The following is a 17,399-nucleotide window of genomic DNA, read 5'->3' on the forward strand; positions in this document are numbered from 1 at the left end:
TATGTACACTTAGCCCATGGCAGTTACCCGTGCAGATGTTGCCCGACGAGCTGGCGTATCGCCGGCCGTCGTGAGCTATGTCCTCAATCCGGGAATGCGCCCTGTTTCCGCTGAAACTCGCCAACGGGTACTGGCAGCTATTGAAGAATTAGGGTATCGCCCTAATGCCATCGCGCAGTCGCTGCGGCGGGGGCCAACTCGCACGCTCGGCCTGCTCCTGCCAGATCACGCAAATCCATTTTTTAGTGAGTTGGCAGCCGCTATTGAGGATCGGGCCTTTGAGCGCGGTTATTTGCTCCTCGTCGGATCTACCTCAGAAGATCCGCAGCGGGAGATGACGTACCTCAATAAATTTCTCGATCGGCAAGTTGATGGGCTTATCCTCATCGTGTCGCAGGATGAGACGTGCCTGGCCGCGCAGCAAAGTGCCACTCCGGTTGTGGCCTTAGATCGTTTCCCGCCAGCCGCCGATATTTCCTCCATCCAAACGGACGGGAAGCGGGGAGCGGAAGAAGCGATTACTCATCTAGCTGATTTAGGGCATCGCCATATCGGGATTATTTCTGGTCCGGAGGGTTTACCTGTCGCGATGGAGCGCCTGCAGATGTGGCGGGCGGCTGCTGCTACCCGCCCCGAAATTGAATGTCGCGCTCAGTGTGCTGCTCCCTATACCCGTGAGGGAGGATATGTGGCGATGGGGGAGCTACTCAAGAGCGAGGTGACGGCGGTTGTTACTGCTTGTGACGTTCATGCGGTCGGAGCGTTGAGCGCCATTCGCGATGTGGGATTAGCTGTTCCAGAGGATATATCGCTCATCAGTTATGACGGGACGGGGATTGCGCGCTACACCCTTCCGCCGTTAACTGTCGTCAGCCAACCTATTGAGTTGATGGGGCAGCGCGCAGTAGATCGGCTTATTGCTCAGATCGCAGGTGAGGTCCACGAGGATATTCATGAGTATCTTGAACCGCATTTCGATGTGCGCTCATCAACGGGACCATTGCGCGAGTCGGGTCATGCTGTGGGAGAAGCGGGTCGTCGCTGATTGGAGAAAATATGTATATGCTGAGTTCTCTTATTAACGGAGTCGCGCAAGGATTCGTTCGCAAGGCTCACGATAAGCAACGATCGAAAAATAATCCCTATGATCCGGTAGTGAAAAAGCCGGCCCTTGCTGTGGCTTTCGTAGGTGTGTTACTGCTGTTGATTTCTGTTTTAGTGGTAATGGGGGCCTGGCAGGATCGGCAGCATGGAGGGGTCGCTATGGCCCTCGCCATCGGTGTGCCACTCGTCGGGGTGTGCGTAGCGCTAATTCTCATAGGGACCTCATTACATTCTGGTGTTGATGATGCGAGGATATGGCTGTTTCTTGGGCGAATATGGCGTCGGGAAGTCTATTTCGAGCAGGTGGACGCCATTAAATACGTCGGTCAAACTGGCTGGGTAAGAGTATCTGCGAATGGTATTAGCCAAACGGTGACGTCTCAATCCGAGGGTGCGGCTTTGGTTTATATACGGATTCTGGAAGAACTACAGTATCGGCGTATTGTGATTAACGGTATCTCGGTTCGGGATGTGCGGTGGGAAGATGAAGCCCACATGCTTCGGAAATACTTATTGACCTATGTGTTTATTGCGCATCGCGTATATCTTGAATCTCATCCACAGACGCGGCTGGCACTGGCAAACTTGTTACGGACTCCGGTTGAATACTCGCGGCGGGAATTTTTGGAGAACTATTCGCGTCCGACCGAGAGCGCGAATTCGGTAGTGGCTGATACGGGGAACATCGTCCAGCATGATCCGGCATACGGGGTTGGCATATCTGAGGGTTCGATCCCAATACGCCATAGCTTTAATGCGGAGACCCCGTTTATGCCTACGAATAAAACTCGGTGGCGTCCTGAGGGGGATTCCGGAGGTTGGGGTGGGCGAGTTCGCCATCCTGGGCGCGATGCCAAGCCACGTAGGGGTCTAAAACTATTCTTTTTGGGGCTATTTTTTCCGGCTGCTGCTTTTCTTGTGGATGTCGCCCTGGTGGGGATATTCGAGAATGCCGAATATTCGACCTATCACACGGTAGAGACGGTGGCGGCGGTGGTGTTCGTCGCCTCGCTTCTTGTGTGTTTGTGCTGTTGGGTTGCGGCTATAGTAAGTGCTGTGCGCCGGAAAGAACCTCCGACACTATAAGCGCGCATTGTGAGGATTCCAGCAGGTTGGGTGTAATGCCTTGCGCGCATGTGTGGCGACGCTGAGATGTGGCAAGAGCGTTCCGGGAAAGCACGCGGGCTGAAAATATGGCGCGCGGGCACGGCTGGAGGGTTAACGCGGCACGTGAGGAAACGTCGAAATATCAAAATGCCTAATGTCTAGTGCGGCGTGATACGTATGAGCTAGTGGTGGCTTAGTTTTTGACTTAGTGTGCCGTAGATAAAAGTAAAATAGCGCATTAATCCAATGAGGTGCTCGCCTGCAGTATTGGGATATAGGCGGATATGCGCATGGTAGATCGTGTGGATATATTGCGTTGAGGTGCGGGTAAGGTGTATGGCTAGTGGCAGGAATAAGCCCGTCAGGCTGCCAATAATATGTGGATGGTCGAGATAAATACTGTGAAGGAGCAAACTGGCGTTCTTTGAGATATGCCTACAGAATTTCCGGTACGGCAGATGCGTCGTGAGTTGGGCGGCCAGTGGTGGATATGCCGATGTGGGTAATGAGCAGAAGATAGAACCTTGGGGATTAAAGGTCGTATTTTCGATAAATCCAATTGTTGCGGGGCGGGATTTCCCTGAATATGAGATGATTCCTCGAAACTATTGCGAAAGGGCTTTCGCTAGGATAATCTGCAGGTAGTGCGACTAAGAACGAAGGTAGTTTTCGGTCGTACCATCCGGTATTGCGCACTGTAACGATGACGTTACGGGCGTGTACATCAACCTGAGGAGCATTATGCGAAGTCATCACTGGACGAGTACAGCCTCAGCACAGAAAAGAATGCGGCGGATGATGGCCGCAGGTTTGGTATGTCTGCTCCCGCTTAGTCTCACTGCGACAGCACACGCGGATCCCATCGCCAATCCTAATTCTGCGCTAGGTTATCCGACTTTCCACGGGGATAATGATCCCGTTCCGGCTGCCCCAGCCGCATACGATCCTAGCCATTCCTACCTTGGTGCGATTTTTGACGCTGACGTCAAGGCAGGTGCAGGAACATCCATTGATAAAGATTTCTGGATTGACGCCATGCTCGCCCGACGCGGCGCCGATCCGACAGGAACTGGCGCTACGGATACCGGCACGTATAAGTACGAGGGCGCTGACCACAATGAATACCTCTTCTCTCGTGGTCGAGCGGCTTTTATGAAGACCCATATTCCAGATCAACTCGGATTCATGGGGGATTTGGCGTACTGGGAGTCCATTGATGGACGCCCGGGTTTCGATATCAAGCTATCCGTCGGGGATAAAACCTTGACGATGAAAGAAGACCCAACGCAGCGCAAACAAACTCCGAGCTACTTCACCACAGTATTTACTGCGGCTGAATCGGATATTAGCGTGCGTGAAGTCAAGTACATGACGGAAAACAACGTGCTGGTTGCTGAGCTGCAAATGAGCTCTCCAAGTGGTGCGACGGTTACCGTTACCGCGAGTAGCCCCTACGCCACTACTGCGAACGAGCAGGGTAACGAGCTGAGCGGGGTCGTACGGGTACAAAACAATCTGACAACAATTTATCCGCGCTTCTCAGGCACCGACATGAAAGCTGCGGATGCTAAGCTCGTCGGCACATACACCCTGGGCGCTGGCGCTGTGACGCGCACAAAGATCCAGCTTGGATTGATTGCTCCAGAGTTGCCGTTATCTCAAACAGAATATGAGGCGCGAGCAACCGGAGATCTGCGCGATCCGGCAGCCTCTTACACGGACCACGTTAAGGCATACAACGCCTGGTGGGTAGCCAATATCCCGTACGTGGAAACCGGCGATGCCACGCACAATATTGATAAAACAATTTTCTATCGTTGGTGGCTGACTCGTTTTAACTTCCTCGATGCAGATATGCCAGGAAATACTTTCCAGTTCCCCACAGCAGTGGAAGGAGCTTTGGGGTACAACAATGCAATCGTGTTAACCACGGGCATGTTCCTCAACGATGTGAAATACCTGCGCGATCCGGCATACGCCTACGGCACGTGGATTAGTGCTGGTGAAGCTGCGAAAGACGGCAAACAATACATTGATAATCCCGGCGATCCAGCTAATTGGCGGCACTCGTACACCCAATACATCACAGATGCTGCTTGGGAATCATATAAGGTTCATGGTGGTCCAACCCAGGTAGCTGATGCATTGGGAACCTATGGTGCGGCCGACGTCAATGGCTTGCTTAACTCCCACTCCGAACCAATCGCTGCCGATAATCAAAACGACAATAAGAACTACCTGATTGACTGGTCCTGGGCATCGATGACGGGTAATGACGCGGATGCGGTGTCATTCGATCAATTCCCCGGAGAGCGAATGGATCGGCCAGAAACCGCGAATCTCTGGGCAAATGCCCGAGCTGCAGCGCAGGCCTATGAAGCAGCCGGCAATACTGCCGGCGCTGCACAGATGAACGACATTGCCGGAAAGATCCAGCAGAATCTGATGAGTGAGCTGTGGAATTCCGATCAGAAGTTACTGCTCTCGAAGTACATTGGTAAGCACAATGGAACCTGGGCGAAGTGGAAGGAAATCAATAACTACTTCCCGTATGCCGTCGGTATGGTTCCGATGGGGAATGCTGATTATGACTCGGCACTGAGACTATTTGCAGACGCGGATCAATACCCGGTGTTCCCGTTCTTCACCGCTAACCAAGCAGACAAGAAAGAATTTGAAGCGGGCGGTGGCCAAGGCTCCAATAATTTCTCGGTGATTAATTCGACGATGTTGTTCCGAATCTACGATGGAGCTATTCGTCATTATCACGCTGCAGAAAATGGCTATATTACAAACGAACAGTTCAAGAAGCTGTTGTATTGGAACGCTTTTGCCCACTATCAAGGTGGCGATAACCGCTATCCCGATCAAAATGAGTTCTGGAATACGGCTACCGGCGCTGATGGCGGAAAGATCGAATACCGATCCTGGATCCACCATACCCAGCTCGGTACGACGAACTGGACCATGATTGAAAGCGTGGCAGGTCTGGTTCCTCGCCAAGATGACGTCATCGAACTGAACCCAATCGTCATCCCCGGCTGGGAGCACTTTACCGTTAATAACTTGTCCTACCACGGCAAGGATCTGACGATCGTATGGAACAACGACGGGCATTACACCGCTCCGGCTGGATACTCCATCTATCTTGATGGAAAGCTGGCAGCAACGGTCGATCGCCTAGCCCATATTCGTTACAACCCGAACAGCGGAACGGTTGAGGTAGCAGATCAGTCCGGGGCAAAGGTCACCACGGCAAACACAACCGGGCTCGGAACAGCCAATAGCGTCACCTATGACAGCACCTCGCGGATTACGGAAATGTTCGCGCGGGCTGGGCGCAATATCGACCCAGCAGCAGCCAGCCAAACTGACGTGGCGCGCGGTGCCGCAATTGAAGCAAGCTATTCCGCGCAGGGGCATGGTGCGGAATATGCGGTGGATGGTCGAACTGTCCATGAACTGTTCTGGGGGAGTGCCGGATCGCCAAATGCGACGGACTCACTGACCCTGACCTTCCCAAGTGCCCAAACGATTGATGATGTGCGGCTCTTCTTCTACCAGACCTCCTCGTCGGCCACTGTATCCGGCTATGCCGAACCGTCGGTATATACCCTGGAATACCAGGACGCCAGCGGAGCATGGAAGACGATTCCCGATCAGGCTCGCACCCCGATCTATCCGCAACCGAATTACAATCACATTCAATTCCCAGCCATCACCACCCAAAAGTTGCGTGTGAATCTGACGCATGCGGCTGGATTTAAGACCGGCGTTAAGGAAATTGAAGCCTTCCATACGGGTATTGCCGCTGGGCCGAGCACGAACCAGGCTCCATCGGTAAGTGCATACGTGGCTGCGAACACCTCTGCGGGGGCACAGCTTATCGGTCAGGTGAAGGACGACGGATTGCCAGCGGGGACGATAGCGGCCACCTGGGAGATGGTCTCTGGGCCGGCAGGTGCAAAGGTAAGCTTTGCTGACCCGCATGCGGCAAGCACCACCGCAACATTCCCTGTCGAGGGCGAATATGAGCTCAAACTCAGTGCAACCGATGGAGAAAAGAGTGCGGAAACGACGCTCAAACTTCACGGCATCCCCTCCGATGGTACGGTGAATATTGCACCACAAGGCACGCCGAAAGCCTCCAGTATTAACACATATCTGCCAAAAGATAACGTCAAGGTTGTCAACGATCTCAAGGTGGATCCGGCTGGATCAAAGCCGAATATGAGCTGGAATAACTGGGGTCAAGGCGATAAAGAACCGTGGGTGCAATACACATGGGCAGCTCCGGTGCCCCTCGCAAAGGCAGCGCTCTACCTATGGAGTGACGGTGGTGGCGTGCCAATGCCTGCTGCTTGGAAGATTCAATATTTTGATAAAGCAAGCGGAAAGTGGACCGACGTCACCCTGAAAGAGGGCGCTTCGTATGACGTGTCCAAGGGTGAAGCCTTGACAGTCCCGTTCCAGACCGTATGGAGTGATCAACTGCGAGTACTGTTCACGCCCAAGCCCGATCAGGCCGTAGGTATCAGTGAATTTGAGGCCTATGCCGTCGATCCTAATGGAGTGGAAGAGGTTGCTCGGATGGTCCCAACTGGATCACAACCAGATGCGCTGAAACTGCCTCAAACCGTGTCAGTGTCCTATCCTGATGGGACGCGAGCCAATTTGGCTGTGATCTGGCCGGAAGTTACTGCCGATCAGCTAGCATCCGATGGTGAGTTCACCCTCACTGGAACGGTCGTTGGATCCTCACGGACTGCCAGCGCACATATCTCAGTTAAATCTGACGCGAATTCTGCGTTTAACAATGGGGTGAATTCTATCCTGCCAGTTGAGCAAAGCGTTGTTCAGGGCAGTGCGCAACTAACTCCGCCGCCAACGGTCACTGGGCGTTACATGAACGGTGGCACGCAATCTGGGCTGAAAGTTACCTGGAATAGCGAGCAGCTTGCAGCCGTGAATCTCAATGCCGTCGGTGATTACACCGTCTCAGGCGTGGTAGAAGGGACGAGCGCTCCGGCTACTTTGACGGTACACGTCATTCCAGGGCGAAATGTTACTCCGCCAGAGAAACTCGAAGGGTGGATCGAGCCTAAGGCAAGCTCGGTAACGACCTCCGTGGCGGCATCGTGGTCGCCAGCAGCCGGCAAACTCAACGACGGTATCGTAGTTGATGACACCTGGCCGACGCAGGACGATCAGGACGTCAATGCGAAAGTCTGGGGCACGTGGGGGCAAGCGGTAGACGGTATGTATGCCGAATATCGGTGGCCGAGCAGCGCGCTAATTGACACCTCGCGGGTTATGTTCTGGGCGAATATGACCGAACGTGACGAAAAGCGCGGCGGGCTGGAGATCCCGGATAGCTGGGAGATTCAGTACTACGATTCTGCCGATGGCACCTTCAAGCCGGTTAAGGACGCGAAATACACCACGGTACGCAATGATCCGTCACGCCATGCCACCGAAGCAGGCGGATGGTCGGTAGCGACCTTTACCCCAGTTGAGACAAGCCGGTTGCGACTGGTTCTGCATCCACATCTATCGGATTCTGCAACCTTTGGAACGGCTGTTGCCGAGTGGCAAGTTCATGCTTTGGCAGAGCAGCCGGCAGTGGATAAGAGTGGGCTGCATGCGGCTCTCGCTGGGGCAGCAGCCTTGCAGCAGGAACGCTACACACCAGAATCATGGGCGGCTTTTGCCGATGTGGTAGCACGCGCGCAGGCAGTGTATGACGATCCGGCGGCGGACCAAAAGAGCGTTGATGCGGCAGCAGCTTCTATCGCTGAGGCACAGAAAACGCTGGTTCTTCTCGCAGATAAGAGCGCGCTTATTGCAGCTATTAACGCAGCACATGCCTTAGATTCTGGCCAATACACCCCGGAATCCTGGGCGCAGCTCGCGGCTGCTGTACAGCAGGGACAGACCGTCGTCGATAATCCGCAGGCCACGCAAGATGAGATTGATCGATCGCGTGCAGCAATCGACGCAGCCCGCGCTCAGCTCGTTGGCCGTGCGCCGACGCCCAGCGTGGACAAGGCGGAGTTGAAATCGGCGCTGGATCGCGCGGTGGGCTTGACGCAATCGAATTACACGGTGGCTTCCTGGCAGGCACTCCATGACGCAGTGCTAGCAGCCCAGGGAGTCATGGCGGATGAACAAGCCACGCAAGCGCAGGTTGATGCAGCGCTCCAGGCGCTACTGGACGCGATAACTCAACTGATGCCCACTAATAGCTCAGCTCCTGGTGGAGCGCTAGTACATACCGGCGTGTCGGTAGTTGGAGTGTCTCTCCTCTCGCTCCTTTTGCTCGGCAGCGGTTGGATGTTAGTACAACGTCGACGCGTGAACTAACGTCATGATGTGCGCTGCGGCGGGGAAGTGAGGTCCCCGCCGCAGCGCCATTTTATACGACGGCAATCGCGCCTATCCTCGCGATTATGGGCAGCAAGAGAAGAAGAGTTCGGAAGGCAAGGATGGCACGTATTGCAATGCGAGGTGCTAGCTAGGCGAGGCAGTAGGCACTGGGCAGTGCGCTCGTTAGCGCGCTAGCGCCATGCGATGGTGACGGCGAGGAGTGCTAGAGCGGCAGCGGTAGAGCAGCGACGGGCAAGGTCTTTAGCCTCGGTAGGCAAGGTCTTCAGCCTCGGCGCGATAACGCACAGCGAGGTAGAACGTCAGTACTGCACAATGAAAACAATCGGCGTCGCACAATGGCGACAATATGAACAAGATGTCGCAGCCCGCCCTCGGGCATTACCGCATTAGGGTGGAAACTGCGAGCACTGCTGTGTATCGCGCCAATAAGTATCAGCGAAAAATCGAATCTGGATACGCCGTAACACATTACGATGTGCCATATAACAGTATCCATACGCGGTAACGTCATTATGCGGGTCGGTTTGTGTTGTATGGCGTCGTAGCGCATTACGGTGGTCGTATCGCACGTGGAAAACGAGGTAGCAAAGGAGACGAGAGCGAGATGGAATATCGCCGGATGGGGCGCTCGGGCCTAGTGGTATCAGTTCTGGGGTATGGGGCGAACAATCTTGGTCGTCGCGGAACAGCCAGTGAGGATTTTGCTGGTGCGCAAGCGGTTATCAACACCGCCTTAGATCTGGGTATCACCTATTTTGACTCAGCAAACGTATATGGCAAAGAACCAGGGCTATCAGAAGAAATTTTGGGGCGCGCCCTGGGATCGCGTCGATCTGAGGCGGTTATTGCCAGCAAGTTCGGTATTGCACGTGCTGGCGAAGCAGAGTATCAAGCTCGCGGATCGCGCCGGTATATGATCGAGGCTTTAGAGGAATCTTTGCGGCGCCTCGGTACGGATTATATCGACCTGTATTACTATCACACCCCAGATCCGCAAACCCCGTTAGAAGAGACGGCAGAAGCGCTCAATACTGCTGTGCAGCAAGGAAAGATCCGGTATTGGGGGATCTCCAATCTGGCTGGATGGCAGACGGCGACGATTGCCCAGTATGCCGCTGCGGGAACGCTGGTGGCAACCCAGAATCACTACAACCTCATAGACCGACGTGCCGAGCAGGAAATTTTGCCGGCTGCCGCACATTATGGGATTGGGGTCGTACCGTATTTTCCGCTTGCGGCGGGGTTGCTAACTGGGAAATACACCGATCAATCTGATCCGAATGGGCGGCTGCAGCCAGGTAATCCGAAACTGGCAGCGGCTGATATGGAGCAATTGCGTCGCTATCAGCACTGGTGTGCGCAGCGGCAATACGATCAGGCCCAGGTGGCCATCGCGTGGCTGACTCATCGCCAGCCGGTGTGCTCAGTCATCGCTGGGGCAACTCGCCCAGAACAGCTCATTGCGAACGCGCGGGCGGTGGATCTAGTTTTGAGTGAAGCCGAGCTGGCTTCTTTGGATGAGATCTTCCCGCCAGCCCAGAAAGTGGCGTTGTTTTAAGCCTATGTGGTTGCTTTCATGGCAACGAATGCGGGCATTACCCGCGCAATGTTCTATTATTGAACGGTATCGAGTGCCACTATGGCACACCCGTGGGCGAGAGATGGCCCTTAACTAACTGAACGTGAGTGGAGAAGAGTGAAGCATAACGTAGAGTACTTGAGCGAGACTCGCGCCAAGCTGACTGTTGAAGTTCCAGCCGAAGAATTTGAACCGGCTTATGCCGCCGCCGCAAAAGAGGTGGCGAAGAAGGTAAATATCCCAGGTTTCCGCCCTGGTAAGGCACCGCGTCGCGTGCTGGAATCCAAAATTGGTCGTGGCTACATTATTGAGCAAGCCATTAACGACAACCTTGATACGTATTACCAGCAAGCGTTGACGGAAACGGGCGTGCGTCCGATGGCCCGCCCGCAGGTAAGTGTGGAAGAAGTTCCCGAGATGGCCGGTGCGGAGGATAGCACCGAACTCAAGTTCACGGTTGAAGTGGATTGCCGTCCGGAGATCTGGATGCCGAATCCGGCCGATTTTGCAGTGACCGTTCCCACTGCTCAGGTCACAGACGAAGACGTTGATCGTGAACTCGATCAGCTTCGTGAGCGCTTTGCCACCTTATCCAACGTGGATCGCCCAGCCGCACTCGGCGATTACGTCACGATTGATCTCGTTGCCACGATTGATGACGAGCAGGTTGATGACGTTGCCGGTATCTCTTACCGTATCGGTGATGGCAATATGCTGGCGAACCAGGATGAGGCTTTGACCGGCGCAAAGGCTGGCGATGAAGTCGTCTTTACCACGAAGCTGGCTGGTGGAGAGCACGAGGGCGAGGACGCCACCGTGACAATCACGGTCAACAGCGTCAAGGAATCGGTCTTGCCAGAAGCAGACGATGACTTTGCTCAAATGGCCTCTGAGTTCGATACGATTGCCGAGCTGAAAGAGGATCTGCGGAAGAATGCCGTCAAGGCTAAGGCAACCGCCCAGCTTTCTGGGGCATACCAGCAGCTTCTGGATCACCTGTTGGCTGCCTCTGATTTCCCGTTGCCAGAATCGGTTGTGGAAGAAGAAGTCGCTAATCATATGCGCAACGGTCATGAGAACGAGGATGAGGAGCATGCGCAGCAGCTTCGCGCTGACGTAGAGCGCTCTATTCGCACACAGTTGCTGCTGGATACCTATGCAGAAGCCTTCGGTGTGGAAGTCTCCCAAGAAGAGCTATTTGATTTCTTGGTTAGCCAAGCGCAAATGTACGGTATGGAGCCCAATGATTTCCTGCGTGCAGCAATGCAGGCGAACCAGATCGGATCTTTTGCTGGGGAATTGGCTCGCAACAAGGCGCTCATGTCGGCCTTGCGCCTAGCAAAGGTGAGCGATGAGTCCGGCGCATCCGTGGATGTGGCTGCAGTGTTGGGTGAAGCTCCGGAGAATGAAAAGACTCCAGAGTTCACGGCTAAGCCGAGCGCGTCTTCACGGAAGGTGACTGCTAAGTCAGCGGCATCGGAGGAAAGCGCGAAGAAGCCGGCAAAGAAGGCTGCGCAGAAGCCTGCTGAGGTTAAGGCCGACGCCGAGGTGTTCAATCCGGCGGATCATACCGTTGACGAGGTGCTGGAATACGCACAGAATGCCGACGCGGAAGAGAAGGCCCGCCTGCTGGCCGCTGAGCAGCAGGGTAAGGCCCGCAAGACGCTTATCGCTAAGTTAGAGGCGTAATAGACGCTGGCGGCGGGAGATACCTGTGCGTATCTCCCGCCGCTTTATCATATTGAGGCCTACTGTGTGCCCCAAGCTAAGCGCAAGGGTGCAGTGCTCCCTACCGCAGGGGTACCGCTGATAGCCCTGCGCCATCAGCGAAAGCAGCCGATAAAAACCGACTGCGCGTCGGCAAGCGCGTTAGGGTCGAAATGCACAGAAAAGATCGTGTATCAGATAAGGGCACTGATCGAATGAAGGAGGAGGCATGACAATGCCACACGCAGCCGCTGAGGGGCAAGGATTTGGACTTGGCGACTCAATCTATAACCGGCTTCTTAAGGAGCGCATTATTTGGCTTGGTGATGAGGTAAATGACGAGATAGCCAATATGATTTCTGCGCAGCTCCTTCTTCTGGCTGCGGAAGATCCGGATAAAGATATCTACTTATACATCAATTCTCCCGGTGGTTCCGTCACAGCCGGTATGGCCATTTTGGATACTATGCAATACATTAAGCCGGACGTCGCAACGGTCGCGATGGGAATCGCTGCGTCAATGGCGCAGGTGTTGCTCAGCGCGGGGGCGCCCGGCAAGCGCTACATCACCCCACATGCTCGCGTTTTAATGCATCAGCCATTGGGCGGAGTGCAGGGAACGGCAACGGAAATTCGGATTAATGCTGATCTGATCTTGCAGATGAAGCAGCAACTATCCGAGCTCAACGCCCGCCACACCGGAAAGACAATTGAACAGATCCTGGAAGATTCCGACCGCGATCATTGGTTTACCGCGGAGGAAGCGTTGGAATATGGATTTGTGGATCATATTATTGAAAGCTCGTCTGCTGTTGTTGGCGGCGGGGGCGTGAATCGCTCAACGATGACTCAAACGCAGGAGGACGCACAATGAATCACCTCTTTGCCCAAAGCCAGGCACAGGCATACATGAGTGGAGATTATCCGGTATCTATGGCCGGAATTGGTGGGCAGATGCCAACGAACCGTTATGTTCTGCCAAACTTTGAAGAGCGAACTCCCTATGGGTATCGTCGGCAGGATCCGTATGCCAAGTTATTTGAGGATCGCATTATCTTCCTAGGTATTCAGGTTGATGACGCCTCAGCCGATGACGTAATGGCTCAGCTTCTGGTGCTTGAATCATTGGATCCAGATTCGCCGATCACGATGTACATTAACTCGCCCGGGGGATCCTTTACTGCAATGACTGCCATTTACGACACAATGCAGTATGTGAAACCGGAGATCCAGACGGTGTGCTTGGGTCAGGCTGCTTCAGCGGCGGCGGTATTACTTGCCGGAGGCGCACCAGGGCGCCGCTTGGCATTGCCTAATGCTCGAGTCTTGATCCATCAACCGGCGATCGAGGGGGCGCGGGGTCAGGCGTCAGATATTGCGATTATTGCTGATGAGATTGACCGGATGAATCAGTGGTTTATTGACACCATTGCTGAGCACACTGGTCAACCGAAGGAACAGATCGCAAAGGATATTTCGCGCGATAAGATCCTGACAGCAGAGCAGGCGAAGGCGTACGGGTTAGTCGATCAGGTCCTCGTCTCGCGTAAGTCAAGCCGCCAATTAGAAAGCTGAGTAGCCACTGGGTGGTTACGTGGTTGAAGCCAATGCTTAAGCGTAGCCGATAGGCAGCTACAGTATTGCGGCTACAGCCAACTAAATACAGAGAAAGCTGAACAGAATTCGGCGTGGTGATTGTGTCGCTGCGCCGAATTCGTTATTTCTGGCGTGCCAAAGTGGCAGTCCTGGGCTTTTTGCGGTGGAATGGGAAGGATCTATTTGCCGACGATTCGGCGAAATTCAGAACTCGTCCCGTTGACGATACCAGGAGGTAATTATGTCGCGCACGGCAGATGCGGCTGATACGCTCAAGTGCTCGTTTTGCCAGAAGAGTCAACGGCAGGTACGCAAACTCATTACTGGTTCTGGAGTGTATATCTGTAATGAATGTATCGAGGTGTGCAACGAGATCATTCAGGAAGAGTTAGGTCCTGGGCGGGAAGAGCGTTCTCGACGGGATCTACCAAAACCAAAAGAGATCTACGATTTTCTGAATGAATACGTCATCGGTCAACATGGCGCGAAACGGACGCTTTCTGTCGCCGTCTATAACCACTACAAGCGATTAGCTGCTCAGCATAGCGGGCCATCGGCTAGCACTGAGGATAAGAGCGATGAGGTGGAAATCGGAAAATCGAATATCTTGTTGCTTGGCCCGACGGGTACTGGCAAAACCTATATGGCGCAGACGCTAGCGCGACTATTAGATGTGCCTTTTGCTATTGCGGATGCGACGGCGTTGACGGAAGCCGGATATGTGGGCGAAGATGTCGAGAACATCTTGTTAAAACTTATTGAAGCCGCAGATCAGGATATTGAGGCAGCGCAACGAGGAATTATCTATATTGATGAGATTGATAAGATCTCGCGGAAATCTGAGAATCCTTCTATTACCCGTGATGTCTCTGGGGAGGGCGTACAGCAGGCGCTGTTGAAGATTATTGAAGGGACGGTAGCTTCCGTTCCCCCGCAGGGCGGGCGTAAGCATCCTAATCAGGAATACTTAACGATTAATACGGAGAATATCTTGTTTATTGCCGCGGGGGCATTCGCGGGGATTGAGGAGATTATTTCTTCGCGAACTGGGCGCCGCGGGATTGGCTTCGGTGCGGATCTGCATGAGGCGAAGAAACGCAATGAGCTGCTGCAACAGGCCACTCCGGAAGATCTCCATAAGTTCGGTTTAATTCCGGAATTCGTTGGGCGGTTACCTGTTATCGCCACTGTTGATGAGCTCAGTGAAGATGATCTGGTAGATATTCTGACAACTCCGCGCAATGCCCTGGCTAAGCAGTATCAGAAGATGTTTGAACTGGACGGGGTAAAGCTTGAATTTACCGACGAGGCGCTGCGCAAGATTGCGGCTGAAGCGATTGCGCGGGGCACTGGCGCTCGGGGTTTGCGTTCTATTTTGGAGCGTCTCCTGGGGGATTTGATGTTTGAATTGCCTTCGCGCCGGGACGTCGCACAGGTTATCGTCGATGCCGATATGGTTGATGGTAATGGTGAGGCGAGGTTAGTTCTGACGAATAGCCGAAAGAAAGGCACGAAATCAGCCTAAACGATAGGCGCGTTGTGGTGTGCAGCAGGGCTAGGAGGAGATATGGATACGCCAATTCCCAGTGCGTTAGAGACGTACCGTAAAACCATTGATAATTTGGACGCGGCGCTGGTACATATCCTGGCAGAGCGCTTTCGATGCACGCAACGAGTCGGTGTGCTCAAATCGGAGTATTGTCTGCCTGCTTCCGATCCGCAGCGGGAAGAAGAGCAGATACGACGTTTGCGTCGGCTCGCCGAAGAAGCCGAGCTGGATCCAGTGTTCGCTGAGAAATTCCTGCGCTTTATCGTCGCGGAAGTGATCCAGCATCATGAACGTCTCGCACAAGAACAAACCAAAAACGGTGGGCTCGAACGCTAGGTTCGAGCCCACCGGATCTGCCATATACGGTGGCAGGATCTGTGGCTGGTATGTGCGAGGAAGGCGCCAGCCACACGTTTGAGTTTAAGCGCTGTATAGCCGCTCAATATCGTCAGCGAAATCGCGCAATACTGCCGAACGAATGACCTTCATTGACGGCGTGAGATAACCATTATCGGTGGTGAAATCGATAGGCAAGATGGTGAATTTCCGGATGGATTCTGCGCGCGATACATGCTCATTCGTCCGTTTGACTGCGCGATCAATCGCAGCAATGACCTGCGGATCGCGAACAGCATCCGAAATGCTCATAGGGGGCAGCCCGCGATTTGACAGCCACTGGGGGAGGGCTTCAGCATCAAGCGTGACGAGAGCCGCAATAAAAGGTTTCTGATCCCCGAGGACGACCACCTGGGAGATGATCGGATGGGAGCGGAGTCGATCTTCGAGCTGTGCAGGAGCAACGTTCTTCCCGCCGGCGGTAACGATAATCTCTTTCTTGCGCCCGGTTACCCACACGAATCCTGCCTCATCAACGTTGCCAATATCGCCAGTGCGGAACCAGCCGTCATCGGTGAAGGATTCTGCGGTTGCTTCGGGATTGTTGCGGTACCCGCGGAATACGTGTGGGCCTTTGACGAGAAGTTCGCCGTCCTCGCCGCTGGTGACGTAACATCCAGGATAGGCTGGGCCGACGGATCCGATCCGCAGCGCGTGGGTGCGGTTAACCGTCGTGGGAGCGCAAGTTTCCGTCGCTCCGTAGCCCTCTAAAATCGGAATTCCGGCACCGTAGAAAAAGGAGCCGAGACGTTCGCCGAGTGGCGCTCCACCAGAGATGGCGTAACGTACCTTTCCGCCCATGATGGCGCGCAACTTAGAATAGACGGTGCGGTCGAAGAATTCTTGACGGGCACGGACCAATGCTGAGGGTTTTTCGCCACGTTGAATTGTGCGAGCGTATTCGATGGCCGCTCGGGCAGCCGTGCGGAACATACGGAGTTTGAGTCCGCGACGCGCATTGGCGTCGGCTGCATTGTAGATCTTTTCAAACAGCCGTGGCACTGCAAGGATGAACGTCGGTTTGAAGGATTGCATATCGCTAATGAGGTTCTTAGTATCGGGGCAGTATCCTACTCGCGGATATTCGGCGAACAGGATCGCCAGATTTAAGAACCGTGCAAAGACGTGTGCCATTGGTAAGAACAGGAGGGTGCGGGAGCCCTTTGACCCGAGCAGTTCGTGAAGCCCCTCATCTAACGGGGCGTTCAGCGCTGAATGAAGCATATTGCGGTGGGTGATTTCAACGCCTTTAGGGCGGCCTGTCGTTCCTGAGGTGTAGATGATAGTGAACAGGTCATCTGCTGTTAATGCGTTGATACGGCGTTCGATTTCGTCGTCGGGCACTGAACTGCCGGCAGAGACGAGATGACCTTGGGCGTCCTCAGCAAGCACAAAGACTTTTTCTAAGAGTCCAGATTCGCGGATAGAGTGCATGACGAGGGCCATTGCTTGGGTTTCGACAACCGCGAATCGGGCGGCGGAATCCTCGATAATCCAGCGGGCTTGTTCGCTGGAGGAGGTTTCATAGATTGGGACGGCCACTCCGCCTGCGCATTGTACAGCGAGGTCAAAAAGGGACCATTCGTAGGAGGTGTGTGACATGATGGCCACGCAGTCACCAGGCTGTAATCCGTGGGCAATAAATCCGCGGGCAACAGCGCACACTTCAGAGTAGAACTCTGACCAGGTAACTGGGCGCCAGGTTTCACCGAGCGTTGATTTACGTTCAATGCACACATTGTGGGGCTGTTCGTTAGCGCGCTGACACATGAGCGAGGGGACTGTCATGTCGTCGGTAATTGCTAGTTTTGCGGGGATATAGCTGACGCCTACAGTATCCAGGTAGCTCTCCACGGGCCTTCCTTTCCTGGCGGGGTGCTGAGCCCACGCCGAGAGTATCTGTACTTACCGTACCGTAAGTTAGGGTGAGGAGGGAGAACCTTGCGCAGATCCACTCATGAAATGCGCCACTGG

Annotated in this window: 12 protein-coding genes; 11 read left to right on the plus strand and 1 reads right to left on the minus strand. The window is 54.2% G+C overall.

Annotation, left to right across the window (positions count from 1 at the left end):
* The first annotated feature begins 16 nt into the window (after positions 1-16).
* From ACLHIL_RS01080 to ACLHIL_RS01130, 11 genes are all read left to right on the plus strand, one after another.
* Positions 17-1,045 (plus strand): LacI family DNA-binding transcriptional regulator, encoded by a 1,029-nt coding sequence (locus tag ACLHIL_RS01080; RefSeq protein WP_411296017.1) that lies wholly within the window; start codon positions 17-19, stop codon positions 1,043-1,045.
* A 17-nt stretch (positions 1,046-1,062) separates the two neighbouring features.
* Positions 1,063-2,190 carry a hypothetical protein gene (locus ACLHIL_RS01085; protein ID WP_411296018.1) on the plus strand — a complete coding sequence of 376 codons (1,128 nt, stop codon included), beginning with the start codon at positions 1,063-1,065 and terminating at the stop codon, positions 2,188-2,190.
* Positions 2,191-2,952: 762 nt separating this feature from the next.
* Positions 2,953-8,574, plus strand: a complete 5,622-nt coding sequence (locus ACLHIL_RS01090) for an Ig-like domain-containing protein (RefSeq protein ID WP_411296019.1) — start codon at positions 2,953-2,955, stop codon at positions 8,572-8,574.
* A gap of 370 nt (positions 8,575-8,944) precedes the next feature.
* Entirely contained in the window at positions 8,945-9,103 is a 159-nt protein-coding gene (locus tag ACLHIL_RS01095) for a hypothetical protein (RefSeq protein WP_411296020.1), read from the plus strand.
* Between the two features lie 99 nt (positions 9,104-9,202).
* Positions 9,203-10,156 (plus strand): aldo/keto reductase, encoded by a 954-nt coding sequence (locus tag ACLHIL_RS01100; RefSeq protein ID WP_411296021.1) that lies wholly within the window; start codon positions 9,203-9,205, stop codon positions 10,154-10,156.
* A gap of 138 nt (positions 10,157-10,294) precedes the next feature.
* The gene (gene tig, locus ACLHIL_RS01105; protein WP_411296022.1) at positions 10,295-11,866 is read left to right on the plus strand and encodes a trigger factor; all 1,572 of its coding nucleotides are present in this window, start codon (positions 10,295-10,297) and stop codon (positions 11,864-11,866) included.
* Positions 11,867-12,113: 247 nt separating this feature from the next.
* Complete coding sequence (locus ACLHIL_RS01110) at positions 12,114-12,758, plus strand: ATP-dependent Clp protease proteolytic subunit (RefSeq protein WP_411296023.1); 645 nt, start codon at positions 12,114-12,116, stop codon at positions 12,756-12,758.
* 35 nt (positions 12,759-12,793) lie between these two features.
* Positions 12,794-13,459 carry an ATP-dependent Clp protease proteolytic subunit gene (locus tag ACLHIL_RS01115; RefSeq protein ID WP_411296261.1) on the plus strand — a complete coding sequence of 222 codons (666 nt, stop codon included), beginning with the start codon at positions 12,794-12,796 and terminating at the stop codon, positions 13,457-13,459.
* Positions 13,460-13,572: 113 nt separating this feature from the next.
* Positions 13,573-13,719 carry a hypothetical protein gene (locus tag ACLHIL_RS01120; RefSeq protein WP_411296024.1) on the plus strand — a complete coding sequence of 49 codons (147 nt, stop codon included), beginning with the start codon at positions 13,573-13,575 and terminating at the stop codon, positions 13,717-13,719.
* Positions 13,720-13,721: 2 nt separating this feature from the next.
* Positions 13,722-15,005 carry an ATP-dependent Clp protease ATP-binding subunit ClpX gene (gene clpX / locus ACLHIL_RS01125; protein ID WP_411296025.1) on the plus strand — a complete coding sequence of 428 codons (1,284 nt, stop codon included), beginning with the start codon at positions 13,722-13,724 and terminating at the stop codon, positions 15,003-15,005.
* 42 nt (positions 15,006-15,047) lie between these two features.
* Positions 15,048-15,365 (plus strand): chorismate mutase, encoded by a 318-nt coding sequence (locus tag ACLHIL_RS01130; RefSeq protein WP_411296026.1) that lies wholly within the window; start codon positions 15,048-15,050, stop codon positions 15,363-15,365.
* Positions 15,366-15,449: 84 nt separating this feature from the next.
* Here the strand turns inward: ACLHIL_RS01130 and ACLHIL_RS01135 are convergent, their stop codons facing one another.
* A complete protein-coding gene (locus ACLHIL_RS01135; protein ID WP_411296027.1) occupies positions 15,450-17,279 on the minus strand; it encodes an AMP-dependent synthetase/ligase in 1,830 nt (609 codons plus the stop codon).
* Positions 17,280-17,399 lie beyond the last annotated feature (120 nt).

Origin of the sequence: Trueperella sp. LYQ143 (assembly GCF_046599595.1) — a bacterium.
Lineage (GTDB): Bacteria > Actinomycetota > Actinomycetes > Actinomycetales > Actinomycetaceae > Trueperella.

Coding starts and splice junctions, on each gene's coding strand:
- ACLHIL_RS01080 (WP_411296017.1), top strand. CDS start 17: ATGGCAGTTACCCGTGCAGATGTTGCCCGACGAGCTGGCGTATCGCCG.
- ACLHIL_RS01085 (WP_411296018.1), top strand. CDS start 1,063: ATGCTGAGTTCTCTTATTAACGGAGTCGCGCAAGGATTCGTTCGCAAG.
- ACLHIL_RS01090 (WP_411296019.1), top strand. CDS start 2,953: ATGCGAAGTCATCACTGGACGAGTACAGCCTCAGCACAGAAAAGAATG.
- ACLHIL_RS01095 (WP_411296020.1), top strand. CDS start 8,945: ATGAACAAGATGTCGCAGCCCGCCCTCGGGCATTACCGCATTAGGGTG.
- ACLHIL_RS01100 (WP_411296021.1), top strand. CDS start 9,203: ATGGAATATCGCCGGATGGGGCGCTCGGGCCTAGTGGTATCAGTTCTG.
- ACLHIL_RS01110 (WP_411296023.1), top strand. CDS start 12,114: ATGACAATGCCACACGCAGCCGCTGAGGGGCAAGGATTTGGACTTGGC.
- ACLHIL_RS01115 (WP_411296261.1), top strand. CDS start 12,794: ATGAGTGGAGATTATCCGGTATCTATGGCCGGAATTGGTGGGCAGATG.
- clpX (WP_411296025.1), top strand. CDS start 13,722: ATGTCGCGCACGGCAGATGCGGCTGATACGCTCAAGTGCTCGTTTTGC.
- ACLHIL_RS01130 (WP_411296026.1), top strand. CDS start 15,048: ATGGATACGCCAATTCCCAGTGCGTTAGAGACGTACCGTAAAACCATT.